27 protein-coding genes are annotated in these 16741 nt (G+C 48.0%); 15 read left to right on the top strand and 12 right to left on the bottom strand.

Annotated elements, in window-relative coordinates:
- Positions 1-19: 19 nt before the first annotated feature.
- From JFT58_RS17915 to JFT58_RS17885, 7 genes are all read right to left on the bottom strand, one after another.
- Positions 20-643, bottom strand: coding sequence for a hypothetical protein (locus JFT58_RS17915; protein ID WP_198834445.1), 624 nt, complete (start codon positions 641-643; stop codon positions 20-22).
- A gap of 117 nt (positions 644-760) precedes the next feature.
- Positions 761-1096 carry a hypothetical protein gene (locus JFT58_RS17910; protein ID WP_198834444.1) on the bottom strand — a complete coding sequence of 112 codons (336 nt, stop codon included), beginning with the start codon at positions 1094-1096 and terminating at the stop codon, positions 761-763.
- A 190-nt stretch (positions 1097-1286) separates the two neighbouring features.
- A complete protein-coding gene (locus tag JFT58_RS17905; protein ID WP_198834443.1) occupies positions 1287-1601 on the bottom strand; it encodes a hypothetical protein in 315 nt (104 codons plus the stop codon).
- Positions 1602-1676: 75 nt separating this feature from the next.
- Complete coding sequence (locus JFT58_RS17900) at positions 1677-2420, bottom strand: hypothetical protein (protein WP_198834442.1); 744 nt, start codon at positions 2418-2420, stop codon at positions 1677-1679.
- Between the two features lie 181 nt (positions 2421-2601).
- Positions 2602-2988 (bottom strand): hypothetical protein, encoded by a 387-nt coding sequence (locus JFT58_RS17895; protein WP_198834441.1) that lies wholly within the window; start codon positions 2986-2988, stop codon positions 2602-2604.
- A 96-nt stretch (positions 2989-3084) separates the two neighbouring features.
- A complete protein-coding gene (locus JFT58_RS17890; RefSeq protein ID WP_198834440.1) occupies positions 3085-3327 on the bottom strand; it encodes a hypothetical protein in 243 nt (80 codons plus the stop codon).
- Positions 3327-3635, bottom strand: coding sequence for a hypothetical protein (locus tag JFT58_RS17885; protein WP_198834439.1), 309 nt, complete (start codon positions 3633-3635; stop codon positions 3327-3329). The genes JFT58_RS17890 and JFT58_RS17885 overlap by 1 nt, the downstream gene beginning before the upstream one ends.
- Positions 3636-3719: 84 nt before the next feature.
- On the opposite strand from JFT58_RS17885, the gene JFT58_RS17880 reads away from it, so the two are divergent.
- Positions 3720-4508: a hypothetical protein gene (locus JFT58_RS17880; RefSeq protein ID WP_198834438.1), complete on the top strand. Its 789-nt coding sequence runs from the start codon at positions 3720-3722 to the stop codon at positions 4506-4508.
- A 40-nt stretch (positions 4509-4548) separates the two neighbouring features.
- Here JFT58_RS17880 and JFT58_RS17875 read toward each other — a convergent pair whose 3' ends face one another.
- Positions 4549-5715 (bottom strand): hypothetical protein, encoded by a 1167-nt coding sequence (locus JFT58_RS17875; protein ID WP_198834437.1) that lies wholly within the window; start codon positions 5713-5715, stop codon positions 4549-4551.
- 74 nt (positions 5716-5789) lie between these two features.
- Between JFT58_RS17875 and JFT58_RS17870 the strand changes: the two genes are divergently transcribed.
- From JFT58_RS17870 to JFT58_RS17860, 3 genes are read left to right on the top strand one after another with little or no spacing between them, the layout of a single operon-like run.
- Entirely contained in the window at positions 5790-6587 is a 798-nt protein-coding gene (locus JFT58_RS17870) for a hypothetical protein (RefSeq protein WP_198834436.1), read from the top strand.
- A gap of 26 nt (positions 6588-6613) precedes the next feature.
- Positions 6614-7045 (top strand): hypothetical protein, encoded by a 432-nt coding sequence (locus JFT58_RS17865; protein WP_198834435.1) that lies wholly within the window; start codon positions 6614-6616, stop codon positions 7043-7045.
- Between the two features lies 1 nt (position 7046).
- Positions 7047-7730 carry a hypothetical protein gene (locus JFT58_RS17860; RefSeq protein WP_198834434.1) on the top strand — a complete coding sequence of 228 codons (684 nt, stop codon included), beginning with the start codon at positions 7047-7049 and terminating at the stop codon, positions 7728-7730.
- Positions 7731-7740: 10 nt separating this feature from the next.
- On the opposite strand, the gene JFT58_RS17855 is transcribed toward JFT58_RS17860, so the two are convergent.
- Positions 7741-8409: a hypothetical protein gene (locus JFT58_RS17855; protein WP_198834433.1), complete on the bottom strand. Its 669-nt coding sequence runs from the start codon at positions 8407-8409 to the stop codon at positions 7741-7743.
- Complete coding sequence (locus JFT58_RS17850) at positions 8406-9692, bottom strand: hypothetical protein (protein WP_198834432.1); 1287 nt, start codon at positions 9690-9692, stop codon at positions 8406-8408. Before JFT58_RS17850 ends, JFT58_RS17855 begins: the two co-directional genes overlap by 4 nt.
- Positions 9693-9859: 167 nt before the next feature.
- Here JFT58_RS17850 and JFT58_RS17845 point away from each other — a divergent pair, with 167 nt between their 5' ends.
- The 8 genes from JFT58_RS17845 (at position 9860) to JFT58_RS17810 (ending at position 14495) form a co-directional block, all read left to right on the top strand.
- Entirely contained in the window at positions 9860-10576 is a 717-nt protein-coding gene (locus tag JFT58_RS17845) for a hypothetical protein (RefSeq protein WP_198834431.1), read from the top strand.
- 161 nt (positions 10577-10737) lie between these two features.
- Positions 10738-11460, top strand: a complete 723-nt coding sequence (locus JFT58_RS17840; RefSeq protein WP_198834430.1) for a hypothetical protein — start codon at positions 10738-10740, stop codon at positions 11458-11460.
- A gap of 69 nt (positions 11461-11529) precedes the next feature.
- A complete protein-coding gene (locus JFT58_RS17835; protein ID WP_198834429.1) occupies positions 11530-12123 on the top strand; it encodes a HEPN domain-containing protein in 594 nt (197 codons plus the stop codon).
- 132 nt (positions 12124-12255) lie between these two features.
- Positions 12256-12693: a hypothetical protein gene (locus tag JFT58_RS17830; protein WP_198834428.1), complete on the top strand. Its 438-nt coding sequence runs from the start codon at positions 12256-12258 to the stop codon at positions 12691-12693.
- A gap of 33 nt (positions 12694-12726) precedes the next feature.
- Complete coding sequence (locus tag JFT58_RS17825; protein ID WP_198834427.1) at positions 12727-13170, top strand: hypothetical protein; 444 nt, start codon at positions 12727-12729, stop codon at positions 13168-13170.
- Positions 13171-13228: 58 nt separating this feature from the next.
- Positions 13229-13483, top strand: coding sequence for a hypothetical protein (locus JFT58_RS17820; protein ID WP_198834426.1), 255 nt, complete (start codon positions 13229-13231; stop codon positions 13481-13483).
- Entirely contained in the window at positions 13459-13743 is a 285-nt protein-coding gene (locus JFT58_RS17815) for a hypothetical protein (protein WP_198834425.1), read from the top strand. Before JFT58_RS17820 ends, JFT58_RS17815 begins: the two co-directional genes overlap by 25 nt.
- Positions 13743-14495 (top strand): hypothetical protein, encoded by a 753-nt coding sequence (locus tag JFT58_RS17810; RefSeq protein WP_198834424.1) that lies wholly within the window; start codon positions 13743-13745, stop codon positions 14493-14495. The genes JFT58_RS17815 and JFT58_RS17810 overlap by 1 nt, the downstream gene beginning before the upstream one ends.
- A 27-nt stretch (positions 14496-14522) precedes the next feature.
- Here JFT58_RS17810 and JFT58_RS17805 read toward each other — a convergent pair whose 3' ends face one another.
- Together JFT58_RS17805 and merR are read right to left on the bottom strand one after the other, a co-directional pair.
- Positions 14523-14759 (bottom strand): hypothetical protein, encoded by a 237-nt coding sequence (locus JFT58_RS17805; RefSeq protein ID WP_198834423.1) that lies wholly within the window; start codon positions 14757-14759, stop codon positions 14523-14525.
- Positions 14760-15108: 349 nt separating this feature from the next.
- The gene (gene merR / locus JFT58_RS17800) at positions 15109-15540 is read right to left on the bottom strand and encodes an Hg(II)-responsive transcriptional regulator (RefSeq protein WP_003425050.1); all 432 of its coding nucleotides are present in this window, start codon (positions 15538-15540) and stop codon (positions 15109-15111) included.
- 71 nt (positions 15541-15611) lie between these two features.
- On the opposite strand from merR, the gene merT reads away from it, so the two are divergent.
- From merT to merC, 3 genes are all read left to right on the top strand, one after another.
- Positions 15612-15962 carry a mercuric ion transporter MerT gene (gene merT, locus JFT58_RS17795; protein WP_003425049.1) on the top strand — a complete coding sequence of 117 codons (351 nt, stop codon included), beginning with the start codon at positions 15612-15614 and terminating at the stop codon, positions 15960-15962.
- Positions 15963-15979: 17 nt separating this feature from the next.
- Positions 15980-16255, top strand: coding sequence for a mercury resistance system periplasmic binding protein MerP (gene merP, locus JFT58_RS17790; protein ID WP_003425048.1), 276 nt, complete (start codon positions 15980-15982; stop codon positions 16253-16255).
- A gap of 12 nt (positions 16256-16267) precedes the next feature.
- On the top strand, positions 16268-16741 hold a 474-nt coding region (gene merC, locus JFT58_RS17785), incomplete at its 3' end, for an organomercurial transporter MerC (protein WP_442963551.1).

The raw sequence follows: 16741 nt of genomic DNA, 5'->3' as shown, positions 1-16741 counted from the left end.
GCCCCGCATAGGGGCTTTTTCATGCGCGGGAAACGAGCTGGATCATGTTGATGTTTTCAGGGTAGGACGTGGATTTGGTTATGCCTCCTACCTCAATCGTCGTGTTGTAGAAGCGTCCAGTCTTGGCATCCTGCCGCTCATTCAGCCCGTAGGAATGGTTCGTGTAGGAGCAAGCCACTAGGTAGACCCCGGAATCATCATCCCGTCCCACAATCGCGACCCAGTGATCCCCCATCCCACCTTCCTCGAACTCAGCCTTCTCCTTAACACAGAGGATCGCCACCGAGTCCGAAAAATCCATCGTGGTTAGCGACTCAATATCTGTGGGAGTCACCACTGGGGACACAGCAGCTCCATCCGTCATCACGTCAAAGCATGTCGCGATGAAGGCTTGCTTCACCTTCGCATCGGTCGCATTCCTAAGCCTTCCGAAGTCACTACCCTCACCCAGCACGAAATTGTGGAGAGATGGCGTGTTGCCGATGACGCGTCTCCAGAAATTGGAGTTCCTGTACGCAAAATCAGAAGCTTTTTCGCTTGGGCTTCTCAGCGCTTTGTAGGCGTTGAACAACGAGTAGATGAGGCAGAGACCGTCAAAGTGACCTTGTGCCAAAATACGCTGGATGGTACGGGGGGATTTCAAAGCATCAGTCCTTTGAGGTAGGGGATTGAGAGGTTACACCTCTAAGTCACACAGGCACAACGCTACGAGCAGGCACAAAAAAGCCTCCATGCGGAGGCTTTAAGTTTAATCTGAAATTCACTTCTTTCTGCCCTTAGTTTTGTAATCCACAAATTTATTATAGCTCACTACACCAGCAGCCCTTTCAACCTTCAACGATCTGTTTATCTGCGAAACGTCTAAAACACATTCAGAATCACTAACCGGAACAAGTGAATAAATTTCGCCATCACGCTTAGCATCTGCTATTAGCAGCTTCACGATTGGATAACTCAAAGCTTCTTGCAAAGGAGCCTTGATATGAAATCGAGCGATATTTCCGCATGAACCTTCCGGCTTTGCTTCTTCGACCTTCTCAAAATCATCATCAAGAACCAATTTAAAGTCAGACTTTTGACCAAGCATGTATTTCATAAACCTCATAGTATTCATTGTCTTAGAAGGTACTTTTCTCGCTGAATTCTCAATTGAAATTATCATAATTATTTTTTGTATTATTGGTTATACTCGAATTATACCATGCAAAAATTAAAAAGAGCCCATTAAGGAATTTTATTTCTTAAATACTTCTTAAATTTATATTCCGAAATTACGAAACTACCATTTAGGCGGTCTGCTTCTCCATCTCAACAAGCATCTTGATTTGCTTATGCGTTACGAATGACCCGCCATACAAAAGCGTCACATCCTTGTTCTTAAATTTCCTGACTGCCAAGCCTATCTCTTTCACTACCGTCAAAGGTACATCAGCAGCCAAATGCACTGCATAATCTTCGAGAAGGATTAGGAACTCATCATTATAGTCTTCGAAAGCATTGCCGGATTTTCTGTATCCGTGCTGGGTAGCTATTTCAGTTATGGAGTCGTAGAGCGGAGCGAAGAATTCGGCAGAATCTTCGAGCGTGTAGAATTTAATCATTTCTGTATTATTTGGTTATGAATCAAATTATACCAAATCCAAAAACCGAAATTCGCCTCAACGGCGAATCTTTTCTCACATTTTCAGTTTTGGTCGATTAGACTTCTTTTCCTCAACCAGCTCAACCACGGGGGCAGGTTCTGCGAAACGCTTCTGAATCCTTGCAGCGTATGAGTTTTCGAAATCCCAAAACCTTTGCGGAACGATGAAATCATTCTTGAAGCCCTTGATGTGCGGGTTGAGCGCAATCCATGTGTTAGGCATATCTACCTCACGAAATCGGTCAAACGCTTCGCCTTTGAGGTTCTGGAGGTCATCAAGCGTCTTCACGGCAATGCCCTTCTCGTTCAGGTTGCTCACCAACTGAGCCGCAGGGTCTGGCATGAGCATCCCCTTCATCTTGCCGTACCATTCTTTCATTGTGTTATCGAGGTCGAGCAGCGGCACGCCTTGCGCTACTACGTGGTTCCTGAGCGTGATGTAGTTGTCTATGGTCTTGGTTAGGGCATTTACGGTCATCGGCGCATGGTCTGGCTTCGTGTACTCGTTGCACATGTCGAAGCCGTAGTAGCTCTCCCCACCCTTCTCAATCACAGTGTTGGTGAAGACTGGACCGCCGAAATTCAGCACAGAAGGACCAGACTCGCCCTGCCTCACGACTTCATCAGTCACAAGGGTTGTGAGCCAACGAGGAAGGAACGCTTCATCTCTGATTTTAGACATTTTGAAATCAGCTTCTTCGCTGACGTTGTTGGCATAATCCATTGCTTGTATGAAGCTCTGGACCTGAGCGCGGTATTCTGGCTTTAGATTTGACATGGTAATTTTGCTTGTTATGAGCTAATCATACCATTTCGGAACTGCAAAAAAGAAAACAGAGCCAAAGCTCTGTAATCTCACCACTCAACAATTTTCAAACATGAAAGCCTAAATTCCCATAAAGGCTACATAAACAGCTTAAAATTTCAAAACGAGAAAAAGCCTGTTAAGGCTTTTATTTTCATCTACCAGCGAATATTTTCCAAATTTCGTCTTTTTCGAATTTCGTCAGTACGTATTTTGTGGGAACCCCAAACTCATCATATCCACCGTCGAATTCGCTTTGCACCATACCCTTGGCATAATTGAAGCATTGGATTTTTGAAGGCGGCTCATAAGCTGGTGTGCCGTCTAACATGAGATCGTAGTCGCCGTCCTCGTTCAGGTAGTGCTTTTCATAAGCGTAGGCGAATTGTAGAACCCTATCCATCAGGTCTGATCGAGCACCTTTCATGTCTTTGACGCGCTTTTTTCCAGTTTCGTTTAGAAGGCAGATGCCTCGATAGATCGGCTTGTTCTTGATTACGTCTCTCGCATCCATTTCATCGTATTTAATTTCATATTTCATTTCGATTAACTATTATTTGGTTTGATAATCGAATTATAGCATTTTGACCATCAGCAATTTTCACATAAGATAAAAAAGCCAATAAAAAAAACCAGCTCATGCTGGCTTCTGTTTTTGCATTTCATCCCACAATGGTTTTTTGCGTAGCGTTTTGATGTACGGCATCAGGGCTTTCAGTTCTGCCTTGTTAGCCTTCAACCTTTTCTCAACCTCGATAGGCGTATTCTCATTTTCTTTCCATGCCGCTTCTATAGCTTTGCGTTTCGCTTCTGCCACTTCTGCTGGGTCTACCCAATCAGCATCTAGCTTCGCACGCTCAAGCTCTCTCAATTTTGTCATCACGAGACCACCTCTAGCGTGTTGATAATTTCATCACTCACCTCACTCAGCCTTTTGAGACTTACCATGTTGTTGTCCACACGGAATCCATCAACGAAGCGAGGGCTTACGCTGTGGACTTTAGTGATAGGTTTCAAGCGACTGGCTAGAACAGAGTATTTTTTCTTATCAAAAGCAATGACCAGTTTTACGAAAAGGGACAAACCGCCGCGCACGACCTCAGCGTAAAAAACGCCTTTCTCGTTCAGTTCGACAAGCGCCTTTTCCTTTGTTTTCCTTGCTTCTTCACTTTCAATTATTACGTTCATTCATATGCATGTTTGTTGTTAGCCATATTTTACCATTTTGAACAACCTCAAATGGTATAATAAGCGAAACAAATATAAACTCGAATGAAGTATATACAACTAAAGAAAATCGCATTAATAGCGATAATGGCTTTTGTGCTTTTTTTGTCGATGTCGATGGATGCAAGAGCCGATGACTCTGACGTAATTATCACACCCCAAAAAGATTCCCTTTCTACTCCACTGGTAACGACTGGTGGCTTGTCAGGCGAAACGGCATCGGGCACAACCTCTTCATCAGCACAGAGCGCACAGGACGATTTGATTTCTGCCGTCATCTGGTGTTTCTACGCCGGGGTGATGCTAGTAGGAGCCGCAACCCTTTTGATGGGGTTCTATGAGCTAAGGCTGATTGCTGAACAAAACAACCGGAACAAAGGTAAGGCTATTGCCCTTGTTCTTGTTGGGTTCCTGATGTTCGCTGGCTCATCGACTTTGAACACGACGCTTCACACTATCCGTGGTGATGGCACAGGAATGTGCTTTGTTTCAGATAGCCAGCTTGCAAGCAAGATTTCGTCGGGCAGCGGTTGCTGGGACACAGCTACAAGCGAGATAAACGGAGTATTGAAGGACAGAATCCTCCAAGAGGATAGCGATGCGAAAACCAAATTCCTTGAAAATCTTAGGGTAATTATTTATTTGTTCCAAGGTTTAGGTGTTATCTATTTCTTTATCGGATTGAATGGTTTGAGAAAATTCTCGGAGGGTAGCAACAGAGATTCGTATTGGAAGAATATTTGGATAATGATATTCGCAGTTTTGATTGTAGACTTGCCACACACGGCTACAGTTATAATGGAACAGCTACAAAAACTAGGCGTAAATTGGTAAAGAAAAACCCTCAGCTTGAGGGTTTCTTTTCTAGTGGAGATTATTTACCCCATCGCTTTTGGCTTCTGCGCATCACATCACGCACAGTGGTTTCCAGATCCTCACTCAGCCTTTTGTAATTCACTGACTTGTTCAGCACTTTCAAGAATTTCTCAATCGCCGGGAAATCGAGGGCTTCGATGGAAGCTTTCAATCCCTCTGTCAGCTCAGCAGACTCTTTCAAGCCTTTGTACGCCAAGCGCCTGAAATTCAGCTCGCGGGTTTCGAGTGAGTGGAAGCGTGCGTAAGTCTCATCCGTCATGAATTCGAGCTTCACAGCACTCACTGATTCCTTCTCCCCAAGGCGAAGCTGTCTGTCCAGTGGCGTAGGGACTGGCTTGGGTAAAGGCTTTGACTCAAACAAAGCAGCGTCAAACACCTCTATGGCAGTCATAACCGCTTCCTGAACGTCTTCTACTGGCTCCGCTGGCGAAGGCGTGAGGAACGGCAACACGTCCTTGAATTCCGCTTCTACATGGGTAGGAACCTCAATGTCAGGCGCAGGGATGAAGGACTCGTACACAGGCTCATCGTCAGCTACACCGGGCACTGTGAGATCGTCTGTTGTGGATTCAGGGGCGTGCTCTGCTACGGCTACCACTTCTACAGATTCAGAGGCATCGACTACTACCGGCGCTGCTACGTGTGCTTCATCCTCGATGGGGGATTCTGCCATCAATGCATCAGAGGCTTGGGCTTCGTCTACCGGGGCTTCCTCATCTGCATCGACAAAGAACGACTCATCTACGTCTATGTGAAGATCTGTTTCAACATCCTCCGCTGGCTCGTCTTGCTCTTGCTCTTGCTCTTCTCCATCACCCTCCGAGCTACCGATTCCAGCCGTGCCCCATTGAGAATGTGCCACAGGCGCGTTCGGCGTGCTTTGCTCAACCACTGGCTCAGGCTCAGGCTCAGGCTCGAATTGGTAGGTCAGTAAATCGCCTTCCAACCTCTCAACTGGTGTATCAGCCAATAGCTTTTTGGCTTGAGACATTGATCCGCAGGCGATGCCAAGATTTTTCAAGGACTGAACAAGCAGAACGGATCGTTCTAGGATTGAAGATTTTTCTACAGATGCTGGACCGAAATCCAATTGCTTTATCTCAGGCTCTTTGTGCTCAGAGATGAAATCTATATCAGGTAAAGATTTTAATTCGTATTCATTCATAATTTAACAGTTTATTTATGCTCATTATAGCATATCGCAAATGGTATAATATGCTAAACCTGAAATAAATAACCATGACACTTAATATTGATGATTCATTATGCGAAAACGATCTTCCGTTTCGACATTTCTGTAAAAGCGTGCCAGTCAGAATCCCCGACATAACAAAGCTGGATAAGTACGTAAACTCGCTGAAATTCCGAAACTATAAATGCAATCCCAAACATCTATTACTCATCAAAAGATACAGAAATGAGAAAATAGACAAGCACGAATATATAGCCTGTCACTTCTTACCAAACGAAGCGATTGACACGCATCTTGATAGGCTGGCTTTGGGGCACAGAGTAGAAACCAACGGTCACAGCCAATGGCATTTCAGACGTGCCCTGAAAGGTACTCAGCCTGACGAAGCTGAGCTTTATTTTCTAGAGAATTTCAGTCAGCTATTCTCGAACATTGTGGATCTGGACACGGGGAAGAATTGGAAGTACGAAAAACCCTTCAACGACAGTCGTTTTGATCTGCTGTACAAAAAGCCTCTGGCAGAACCAGCAAGCCTGTACACAACGAGTTTGATCGAAGCGATGGAGCCGTACACCTCACAAATACCCAACTGTGAAATCGAGCTTATCCATGAGTCAGGCAAGTCGTCTGAACCGCTCCAGCGTGGGATGTTTCAGACCCTAAAGCCTCACACAATGCTCATGCTGCGCGAGAAAGGAGCTGAAAAGATTTCGTGCTTTATCATTGTTGATTCCGCCTCGTGCAAAGTCGTTGGTGCGTTCACGAACGACAGCAACCCTGACCGTCGAGCGTTTTTGTACGCACTTAGGCTTGAACAGGAAGATTTCGCAAACAAAATGGTATAATTGCAGTAGTAACCAATTTTTTAACAATGAAAGTACTCAACACACCAAAATCTGTAGCCGCTTGGTTCGCATCTGATAAAAGCCTTTTCCCGGTCATCGCTAACATTTCAATATTTTTCTTCATGACGAAAGGAATGGAAGCGAGCTTCAACAACTATCTCGAAGTAGCTGTATTGCTGGTTATCGCCAATGTGATCTTTCACTTAACCAAGAAAATCGACACAGACAAGATCGCACGAATCTCATTTTACGCTTTTGCTGCCCTACTCATCTCAAGCAAATTCTTTCAGCTTGCTTTTGATTTCTCTTTCATTGATTGGCTTGTGACATTCACTGAATTCCAAAAGCAAGCACCAATGACGATTTTTGGCTTGTTGGCGTTTGTGGGATTACCTATTGCTGCCGGACATGGATTAAACAAATACCTAACGGCAAAGAAAAAGCTAAAGGAGGCTTGATATGTCCAGCACTGAAAATGACTTTACTAAAATAACGAAAGAGCAGCTAGCTTTGAAGTCGATTGAATTTGACGATCTGGACATTGACAATATGAGCTTCGGACCCGTAGAGACTCCAAGCGCGGTGCAGCAACACATTTCAGACCTAAAGGCTAAGCCAGTTGAAAGCCTTTCACCCGCTCGGAATATGACTAGATTTGAGTTGGACAGGGATGACTTGAGAAAAACTATAAATCTGTACGATGATGATATAGTCAAAACCATCGACAACCACCTAAGCTTCATGCCGGTCGAGCAAAATTTCTCATCAAGCTACATCATGGAAATAATCAGGACTCAAAAGAAGAAGGACAGTTTCGACCCAGCAATGATTAGCGCCCTTCGCCCTGAGATTGAAAGGTATTTAGCGATGCTGGACAGTCGCTATAGCCTATTCAGAAGAACCTTATTGAAGCCTGACGAAGACAATCCTCATTACGCTCAAAACCTTCACTTCCTTGACCAAGCCTATTTAAAAAATGGCTTTTCGTACAACAAGTGCAGCGTTCTGACGCCATTCCATGTGATGGAGTTGTTTAGCAGCAAGAACCTCAAGAAATACCATCTGGCATCACTCATCGTGGAGCTTGAAGAGGACCGTCTACCACCAGCCGCAGGCGTTGATAGCCACCTACCTCAGTTGTAAAAAAAGCCCTTCACTGGGCTTCTTTGTTGAAGGTGTTTGATGTGTCTCGCGTGTACAGATCATCGAACAGAACAGGTTTGTCCTTCTGCAACGTCCGATCCAAAATGCTTTTAAGGCTGTTCCCGGCGCTGACGAGGTGCGGACCTTTCGATCCCTTCAAGCGGGCTAGGGCTTCTGTGAGCCGTGGGCTTTCGCTCAGGTAGTCGTTCAGATCCTTCACAAGGTAGCGTGACGAGGTGCTGAGATACGCAGCCAGTAGAGGCTCCAATGCACCGCTCGCCAGATCCTCGGGCAAATCCCCTATCACTCTGTCCGTTGTGGCGATTACCGTCTGGATGAGGCTCTGTGACTCATCAAGCAGGACAGACAGGCAGAACTGCCCTTCGTCTGTAGCACTGATGGAGAATTCAAGAGCTAGGTTCACCATCATGCCTTTCAGGAGCTTCGCCTGAAGGTGCGACATGTCTCGGATCTGGTAGCCCTCCCCAGCAGCCAAAAGCCACTCCCGCCCGTTGGGCGAGTGAACATTGGACACTGGCACGATGATAGGAACCTCATGCACTGATTTTAAAAGACACCTCACAAGCCTTTCTTTAACAGCTTTGACAAAAGCATCTGTGAGGATGCTCTCATCTATGACTTTCTCAGGTCGCTTGGATTTGATAAAAAGACTGATCATATTTTGAGCTTCGTTCTGTTTTTCTTAGCTTCTGGCTCAGTCTCAGCATCAGGCGTTTCCTCTACCTTCTTCTCAGTAGAGTGGACCTTTGGATCGAACAACGCATCAAAATCAGCGGCATTGGTGGCTGGAGCTGGCTTACCAAGCTTATCTGCATAAAAGGCAATAGCCTCTTCCTTGTATAATTTCCCGTCAGGAATCTCAGCCGTCTGCAACGTCACTTTATGGATGTTATTGTCGGCTGCAGGCTGTGCGTTTTGGATGGTCACAGTCTCACCTTCTGCCGAAAATTCCACTTGATAATTTCTAGCCGCAAAACTGTCGTTCTGCTTTAGGAGAAGCCCGACATTTCCAGCGGCTGTATCGAGCGCCCAACGAAGCTCTTTTTCAAGCCTAGCCTTTTCCTCTTCTTCTTTGAATATAGGCTTCTTCGTACTCACTACATCATCATGCGTAACAGGCTCTATAGGCTTTTCTTTATTTAGGACGGTTTCGTTTGCCATAGAATCTAGCCACGACACGACCTTCGTATCCGGGTAAATTTCATCGACAGTTGTTGGTTTATCCTCAGCCTTGGATTGAGATTTTGCTTCGTCAGCTTCGACGGCAGGAGGCGCATTTGCTTGTGGTGTAGCGTGTGCAACCCCACTGACCCCGCTCTCAGGCTTGTCATTCTTATTTTCTTCTTTCGGCTTGTAGTCGTCTAAAATATGTCTCCATGTCTTGCTATTGATTTTCAAGCGTTCGAATTCAACACCTTCCTCAAGCATGATTTCGATTGTCAAACGTAAATTAGCTTCTTGCACTGCGGCTGGGATTTTCGGGTCATTCTCTTCAACGAAAGGACAAACCTTCAGATTGTTCTTCAAGAACTGACGCGCCGAGATACGTACCATGTCTTTGTAGTGGTCGCCTAAAATGTCATAGCCATTGTGCCTGAATTCACCATGCTCCTTGACGTTGTACACGCCCTTCCCTTGCGCGTCTTTCAACACATAGTTTCCGTAGAGCGGGTTGTAATGACTTGTTAGCTGATACTTCTCACAATACTCTTTGAGTATCGCATCGAATTTAATCTTCGCCTCTTCGGTCGGCTTGTCGTATTTCTCACTGCCGTTCTTCTTGATACCAGAAGTAATCCTATGACCAGAGAGGGTTCCATATTCGTTATCCACATCGATTTCTGACTTCATGCCGTTTTCAGCAGGGTCATCGTCTTCTTGAGGTAATAGGTCTGGATCGAGTGCAGGATTGTAGCTCCACACTTTTTTCAGGTGCTGCATTATTGCGTTAAGTGGTTTTGGAGATGCCATAATTTGTAATTTTGTTATGTACAGATTATACCATTTCTGGGCTAATGAATTTCTGCGAAGCAATGTTAATTGAAAGAGCACAACGATTTTGGTATATTACCGCCCCAATTTCGAACCCCAAGCTCAGCGGACAAACAATGACTGATTCGACCATTCAGCCTGAAGAAACCCTTTCGTTTAAAGAACAGTACGAAAACGCCATTGATAAATCTGACCACTTGCCAGAGGCAAAAATCATTGGCGAGTTTGTACTTGACGCTTTGATCAATTCGTCTGGCGAAAGTCAAAAAATTCGCGAGCTGCGTGAACAAATCAAAACAGCTATCGGCAACGCTGACGACGATGCAGCCCATGAGCTGATGGTTGAGCTGAAGACCATCAAGGATGCAGAGCAAGAAAACGCTGCTGCGCTGGCTGAAATCAGCTCGAAATTTTCTATCTCGCAGATTCTGTCGTCGTTCCGTCAAGACCCTGCATTCCAAGAGATCGTTTACGGGCTTGCCTTCAAGGTGCTGACCCACAGCCACCAAGCGCTGACCACACCCGTAGGCAAAACCAAAGCCTCACGTCCTAAGACTGAGCCGAAGCCACCCGTGACCCACACCATCACTAAGGGTGATGAGTCCGTAGTCGTCACAATGACTCGCGGTCCTCAGAAACCATCAGCTGATAAGCCATTCTATGAATTGCTTGGGTTCTCGATTCACGCTGATGAGTCAGGCAAAGAAACCATTGAGCCTGCTTCGTTCCTCCTGAATGATGGGACAGAATCCAATGCGAATAAGCGCGAAATTATTGCTGCCTTGATCAACCGCACGGCTTTTGAAGGCGTGGCTATCACCACCAATTCATAATTCTTTCCTAAAGAAAGCCCCATCGCGGGGCTTTTTTTCGTTTCCGATTATGAAATCTCGGGTTTCACGCTGAAATCGAATTGACAAGCCATTACCTCTGCACTACCTTTTCTGGCAAGTAATTCAATGCCCATTTACTACAATTGGAAGGATTCACGAAAATGGTAAACACTCCTAAAGCTCCTAGCTCTGCACAGAACGAATACGACAAGGTTCTTGGAGAACGTTTCTACAGCCAAGAAGCAAAGGAACTGGGCAAAAACATTTTCAAGAAAATCACTTCTGTTGGTGAAAGCACTAAACTGGCTGATATTCGCGCCGCTATGATGAAAGCTTTGTCCGAAGCTGACGACGAAACATTCGCTAAGCTCAATACTGAAATGGAACAAGCCAAGCGCGACGAGAAGAATCTCGGCGCTAAATTCAAAGAAATCCGTGGCGCGAACAAGTTTGAGACTATTGTCCAAGCTTGGGGTCCAGAAATCCGCGATTTGGCTTACGAAGTCGCTGCTGAAGTTATCAAGGGCACAAACGTAGCCCTGCAAAATGCTACTTCTGGTGAAGCGCCTAAGCGTACTCGCAATGCTGCAGCCGGAACTGAAAAAGGTCCAACCAAACCAGCTCAGAAATTCGAGATTGATAACGGTAAAGGCAAGAAGGCCATCCTTGTCATGCGCAAAGGTCTGTCTGGTCCGGGCAGTGATGAAGAAGCCTACAAACTGCTCGGCTTTACTGTCAGCGCTGATGGGAAAACTGTTACTCCATCTACCTTCAAATATGAAGACGGTACAGAATCGCCGGATGCAAAGCGCTCTACCATTCGTGCTGCACTGCTCGATAAAAAAGCATTCAAAGGCTTCACCATCACTGAAATAAAAGAGTAAATCTTTCTTTGCAAGAAGCCCCTTAATTGGGGCTTTTTTGTGTCTATAGAATTGATTTAGGACTTCACTATGACTTATGAGATCGATGGATACGATGACGATTACGAGCGCCCTTCCCTGGTCGAGGATAGAAACCATCGCAATCACTGGCTGAACCGTGCCAACGACCTTCACGCTTCTGCAGGTGCTATTTGGTACTCGATGCGCAGTGAGAACCACCAGAGCGTCTCAGAGACGCTTGGGTTGGGAAAAGGCTTCAGTATGCACACAGCCTGCAATCCCGTTTATCACATGCTGTGTGGACTCTCTTTGGAAGTCCTGATGAAAGCCGTCCTTGTCAGTCGAGGCGATGCAGCGCCTGAGATCCACGACCTGAACGAGCTGGCTTCACTGGTAGGCACAAAGCGAAACATCAACGAGAAGCGGATACTCAGGTTCTATCAAGAGTCTGTCGTTTGGGCTGGGCGATACCCCATCCCACGTAAAGCCAATGACCAGATGCTTCGCCAATACTGGAATCTAGCTAACAAGGTTCTGACCAAACCCAAGGACAAGGGTAAGGAAACGTTCCTCACCTTCTACGTCGCCAGTGGTGCAACATATTGGGAAAAGTATGACGCCCTGTACAAGAACTACAGCGCCCTGTTTGACCATCGTTACTGACCAGCCCACGATGTATGATTGCCGTTAGGCACCTTGGACCACAAGGCGCGCTGCAGATCCTGAAGCCAGCTCGATTGCACAAAAAGGGCGTGAAACGCCAACACTACACACGTAGAACGGAAGGAATTTATCATGGAGTTTTTGTTTGGTGCAGTCGTCGCAGGAATCGTGATTTTCTTCGTCTTCGTCAAAAAGAAAACTGACGACTTTAACAAGCTCACACGCTTGAATTTTCCGATCTGGTTGAGCCGCTATTACGCATCACAAATGCCTGAAACCATCGGCATGGCACGGGCATTCATCCTTCAAACCTTCCACCTCGCAGAAGAATTCAATGCCATAACCCCTCAGGAAAAAAAGGAGCTGGACGAAGGGAGCATGAAGGAAGACCCGATGCGAATGCTCAACGAGTGGATCGAGACGACCCTACCTACCATCGAGAGCGTTTTTGGCGGCACTGAAATGGACAAATCAGAGGCACGCATGATTGGTGTGCTGATGCTCGTTGCACTGAAAGGCGTGAACCCTGAAGGCGGTTTGAGAGCCTTCCTGCAGCAGTTCAATCACTGATTTCGGCAGCTTCATTTTTGTGGGGAAATGGAAATGGCGTTCTGGAAATTTGGCAAGAAGAAAGACGAACCAAAAGCACAGCCTCAGATCGATGATAAAACCCAAGCCGCCATCGACGTAGTCTCAGCACTCATCGACATGCAATTCACCATGGCACGAGAGCTACCCAACTTCGATGACCTTTTTTTCTGCCCGTTCGTGCGTGGATACTTGAGTGGTTCTTTCATGGCAGCCATGCAGGCGTTCAAGCTACCCGGCTACGGCGATGAGACCACAACGCTAGCGTTCATAGTGGGCGGTCACATCCACCTTATGGGCGAAAAAAGCGGATTCTCATACGCAATGGATTCCGCACATCTGCAAGGAAATCGAGACTATGACCTCGGCAATCGTATTGGAGGTCAGGAGCTGATTGACTTCCTCAAAACGAAAGCCGTTCCCCGGCAGCTGTACGACTATTGCAGAGGGAATAAATAGGCTCTAACGCTTTTGATTCACCATTCTCAATGAGCGGTCAGCAGACCTAGGAAAGCCAATGGAAGAGCTTGACCCTCAAGCCCTGCAATTCAAAGAAATGTGCGCGTACTACGGTGCGGCAATGCATATGGCGCAGGTGCTGGAGCATGGGATAGTGAACGCCCTGTTCTACCTCGATTTCCTGCCTCGCAAGGGTGAATGGACGGATGAGGAATACGAGGAATTTTTCGACGAAACCTTCTCAAAAACCTTCGGTAGGCTGGTCCACTCCCTCAAAAAATCACGACCGTGCCAGCCGATCTGGAATCCTTGATTCATCGGTCGAACAAGCGCAGAAACCACCTTGCACACACCTTCTTTCGCGAGAGCATGGACGTGCTGTATGCGGGAGATTTCGACGAGATTGTCACTGCCCTGAACGAAGACATCGAGCTGTTTTCAGAGACTGACAAGCGCCTCACCGCTCTCCTTGAGCCGCTATGGCTGCAAGCAGGCTGGACGATGGAGCGTATCGAAGCCGAGGCTGCTCAGTACAAGGCTGAACTGAAAAACAAACGTAGCGAGGGTCTGTGATGTTCAAGAGTAATGGTGATGATTCGTTCCGCGCCTACATAAACGCCGGGACTGAGAATCTGGACGAAATTCTGGCTGCAGGCTCACCGTTCCTGACCATGATGGACGACCTTGATAGTTTCCTGACCGAGCACGTCAGTGGCTCGAACGTCCAGCCTGACGATCTGGTCATTCACTCCATGCGCATCAATGCTCGATTCCTCCTGATGACCTCCTTCAGGATCGGCATGACGGGTCACGCTGGTGGCGTCTTCCCTACCCTTCGCACCGCTTTGGAGACAGCCTGCTATGCGCTCATCATGAGTAAAGACGAAGCCTTGTCGTTGGTATGGTTGAAGCGGAACAACTCACCAGAGGACTACAAAGCCTGCAAGAAAGCCTTCAAAGCTCCGATAAAAGACGCACAGAAACTGGTGGATGAACATGACCCCAAGCTAGGTGCATGGATGTACGAGCTGTACGAAAGCTCCATCGACTTCGGCGCTCATCCAAACGCCAAGACCGTGACCCTGCACACGCGCATGTTTGACGATGAGGTGGGCTTCACGCGGTTCGAAAATGTGGGGCTGTATGCAGTCGGAAATTACGGCTATGAGTGCGCCCTTCTGGCTTGTGTAGAGATGGGTTTAGTCACAGCTATCGTCCTGTCCATGACTCGCGCAACCGTGTCTCCGGCAGCGATTCAGGCGCTTCAAGCCCTGAATGACCAGAAGAATGTCCTTGAGGATTTGATACGCCAGAAGCACCCATGAAAAAAGGAGCCAACTGGCTCCTCCATTTCATCTTTTTGCTTGCTTCGCAACCTCTCGCATAGCTTCGACAAGCTTGGGTCCATCATCAGGTGCATCAACATTTTTGCGCCCCGCTTGATACAGAACCGTTTCAAAAGCTTGGATTATCTGCGGATTACCCAGCGCTGCATCGACTCGCTTCATTCTGCCTTCATCTTCAGCGCCCTCATAATTAACTCTAACCAATTCGACGAGAGTTAAAACGTATGCGTACGGCCAAGTCATCTACCCAGCCCTGCAAAGCCAAGACATGGTGTGCACTTACATTTAAGTGGGCACCAGTTCTGTAAGCGTCCGAACTACACCGCCTTGCATCTCAGACCTTAATCCCCTTTAACCGCTGATTGACGCGCTCACACTCAAAAACTGCGAAATTGCACCCCACTTGACCACCCATTTGCGTTGCAACTGACCAATCATTTGCATTCGAAGTGATCAGGACTCTCGGCTCTGTAGGGTAAGAGCGTGGCTAAAAGCAGACCGTAGGTTTGGCCAGTCAACGGGGCTCATTGAGCGCCGCTCTTTTCCTGTTCAAGCCGACAAACAGGGGGGCAATGAAACGGGAAATCGTAGGCTAAGGCGCGAAGTTTTCGTGGCTATCTATTCCATGCAGCGAATCGATCAGCGGGCAGCTAACCGTCCCGTGGCTCGCGCAACAGTCATCAACCAACTGCGCCAGGACCAACTCGATCCGCCGCAGATCCGCAAGTTTCCCCCGCACGTCTTCGAGCTTCTGCTCGGCGTGCACACGCGCATCATTGCAGTGCGTACCGTCATCGAGCCGCAACAGTCCGGCCACTTCATCGAGGCTGAAGCCCAGCCGTTGTGCGGACTTCACGAATTTCACCCGTGCAATATCCGCCTCGCCGTAGCGACGAATGCTGCCGTAGGGCTTGTCCGGTTCGGGCAACAGCCCTTTGCGTTGATAGAACCGAATGGTTTCCACGTTAACCCCGGCTGCCTTGGCAAAGACGCCAATGGTCAGGCTTTCCGCAGTGTTTTTCATACCGCTTGACTCCGTACCTGACTACGGAAATAACCTTAACCCATCGATCAAACATTCGAAAGGTTGAACCCATGTCTGAATCACAAAAGGGCCGTGGTGCACTCCTCGCTGGAGGTCTGGCGGCGATCCTTGCGTCCACCTGCTGCCTGGGCCCGCTGGTGCTAATTGCCCTGGGCTTCAGCGGCGCCTGGATCGGTAATCTCACCGTTCTGGAGCCCTACCGCCCGTTTTTCATCGGCGCGGCATTGTTGGCGCTGTTCTTCGCTTACCGGCGCATTTTCCGCCCGGCTCAAGCCTGCAAACCCGGTGAGACCTGCGCAATTCCGCAGGTACGAACTACCTACAAGTTCATTTTCTGGCTCGTGATGGCACTCGTGCTGGTCGCGCTCGGTTTCCCCTACATCCTCCCGTTGTTTTACTGATCAGGCAGGAGTCTCCCATGAAAAAGCTGTTTGCCGCTCTCGCGCTCATTGCCGTGGTTTCCCCGGTGTGGGCCGCCATCCAAACCGTCACCCTGTCGGTACCGGGCATGACCTGCGCCGCCTGTCCGATCACGGTCAAGAAAGCGCTGACCCAGGTCGAGGGCGTGACCAAGACCGAGGTGAGTTTCGAGAAACGCGAAGCCATCGTGACCTTCGACGATGCCAAGACCAACTCCGAGGCCCTGACCAAGGCGACCGAGGATGCCGGCTATCCATCTACCATCAAGCAATAGGAGGAAATACCAATGAGAAATCCTCTCAATCTGTTCACGCGGATCGGTGACAAAGCCAGTTCCGTCGGTGTGCTGGTTTCAGCCCTAGGCTGCGCCGCGTGTTTTCCTGCTCTGGCTAGCTTAGGCGCTGCAATCGGTCTGGGCTTTTTGAGCCAGTGGGAAGGCCTGTTCATCACCACGCTACTGCCCTTGTTTGCGGCCCTGGCGCTGCTCGTCAATTCCCTTGGCTGGCTCAAACATCGGCAGTGGCAGCGAACTGCACTCGGCCTGATAGGCCCTGTCCTGGTCTTGGCTGCGGTGTTTTTGATGCGGGCTTATGGCTGGCGGAGCGGTTGGCTGCTCTATATCGGTCTGGCCCTCATGCTTGGGGGCTCGATCTGGGATCTCGTGTCGCCCGCCCACCCCCCTGTCTTCTATCAACATCTGCCGCGGCCGGCGGCCACACCCGGTAAGGGTCCAGAGTTAGGCCGCATATCTAAAAAAAAA

Origin of the sequence: Pseudomonas sp. MF6767, from assembly GCF_016405475.1 — a bacterium.
GTDB lineage: Bacteria > Pseudomonadota > Gammaproteobacteria > Pseudomonadales > Pseudomonadaceae > Aquipseudomonas > Aquipseudomonas paracarnis.
This window is presented reverse-complemented; position numbering and strand designations above follow the sequence as displayed.

What these genes read in the sequence shown, in the direction of transcription:
- JFT58_RS17855 (WP_198834433.1), bottom strand. Translation starts at nt 8,409, where the DNA reads ATGATCAGTCTTTTTATCAAATCCAAGCGACCTGAGAAAGTCATAGAT.
- JFT58_RS17835 (WP_198834429.1), top strand. Translation starts at nt 11,530, where the DNA reads ATGACTTATGAGATCGATGGATACGATGACGATTACGAGCGCCCTTCC.
- merR (WP_003425050.1), bottom strand. Translation starts at nt 15,540, where the DNA reads ATGAAAAACACTGCGGAAAGCCTGACCATTGGCGTCTTTGCCAAGGCA.
- JFT58_RS17860 (WP_198834434.1), top strand. Translation starts at nt 7,047, where the DNA reads ATGTCCAGCACTGAAAATGACTTTACTAAAATAACGAAAGAGCAGCTA.
- merP (WP_003425048.1), top strand. Translation starts at nt 15,980, where the DNA reads ATGAAAAAGCTGTTTGCCGCTCTCGCGCTCATTGCCGTGGTTTCCCCG.
- JFT58_RS17905 (WP_198834443.1), bottom strand. Translation starts at nt 1,601, where the DNA reads ATGATTAAATTCTACACGCTCGAAGATTCTGCCGAATTCTTCGCTCCG.
- JFT58_RS17825 (WP_198834427.1), top strand. Translation starts at nt 12,727, where the DNA reads ATGGCGTTCTGGAAATTTGGCAAGAAGAAAGACGAACCAAAAGCACAG.
- JFT58_RS17875 (WP_198834437.1), bottom strand. Translation starts at nt 5,715, where the DNA reads ATGAATGAATACGAATTAAAATCTTTACCTGATATAGATTTCATCTCT.
- JFT58_RS17885 (WP_198834439.1), bottom strand. Translation starts at nt 3,635, where the DNA reads ATGAACGTAATAATTGAAAGTGAAGAAGCAAGGAAAACAAAGGAAAAG.
- JFT58_RS17805 (WP_198834423.1), bottom strand. Translation starts at nt 14,759, where the DNA reads ATGACTTGGCCGTACGCATACGTTTTAACTCTCGTCGAATTGGTTAGA.
- JFT58_RS17900 (WP_198834442.1), bottom strand. Translation starts at nt 2,420, where the DNA reads ATGTCAAATCTAAAGCCAGAATACCGCGCTCAGGTCCAGAGCTTCATA.
- JFT58_RS17820 (WP_198834426.1), top strand. Translation starts at nt 13,229, where the DNA reads ATGGAAGAGCTTGACCCTCAAGCCCTGCAATTCAAAGAAATGTGCGCG.
- JFT58_RS17810 (WP_198834424.1), top strand. Translation starts at nt 13,743, where the DNA reads ATGTTCAAGAGTAATGGTGATGATTCGTTCCGCGCCTACATAAACGCC.
- JFT58_RS17850 (WP_198834432.1), bottom strand. Translation starts at nt 9,692, where the DNA reads ATGCAGCACCTGAAAAAAGTGTGGAGCTACAATCCTGCACTCGATCCA.
- JFT58_RS17895 (WP_198834441.1), bottom strand. Translation starts at nt 2,988, where the DNA reads ATGAAATATGAAATTAAATACGATGAAATGGATGCGAGAGACGTAATC.
- merT (WP_003425049.1), top strand. Translation starts at nt 15,612, where the DNA reads ATGTCTGAATCACAAAAGGGCCGTGGTGCACTCCTCGCTGGAGGTCTG.
- JFT58_RS17845 (WP_198834431.1), top strand. Translation starts at nt 9,860, where the DNA reads ATGACTGATTCGACCATTCAGCCTGAAGAAACCCTTTCGTTTAAAGAA.
- JFT58_RS17830 (WP_198834428.1), top strand. Translation starts at nt 12,256, where the DNA reads ATGGAGTTTTTGTTTGGTGCAGTCGTCGCAGGAATCGTGATTTTCTTC.
- JFT58_RS17910 (WP_198834444.1), bottom strand. Translation starts at nt 1,096, where the DNA reads ATGAAATACATGCTTGGTCAAAAGTCTGACTTTAAATTGGTTCTTGAT.
- JFT58_RS17865 (WP_198834435.1), top strand. Translation starts at nt 6,614, where the DNA reads ATGAAAGTACTCAACACACCAAAATCTGTAGCCGCTTGGTTCGCATCT.
- JFT58_RS17870 (WP_198834436.1), top strand. Translation starts at nt 5,790, where the DNA reads ATGACACTTAATATTGATGATTCATTATGCGAAAACGATCTTCCGTTT.
- JFT58_RS17880 (WP_198834438.1), top strand. Translation starts at nt 3,720, where the DNA reads ATGAAGTATATACAACTAAAGAAAATCGCATTAATAGCGATAATGGCT.
- JFT58_RS17890 (WP_198834440.1), bottom strand. Translation starts at nt 3,327, where the DNA reads ATGACAAAATTGAGAGAGCTTGAGCGTGCGAAGCTAGATGCTGATTGG.
- JFT58_RS17840 (WP_198834430.1), top strand. Translation starts at nt 10,738, where the DNA reads ATGGTAAACACTCCTAAAGCTCCTAGCTCTGCACAGAACGAATACGAC.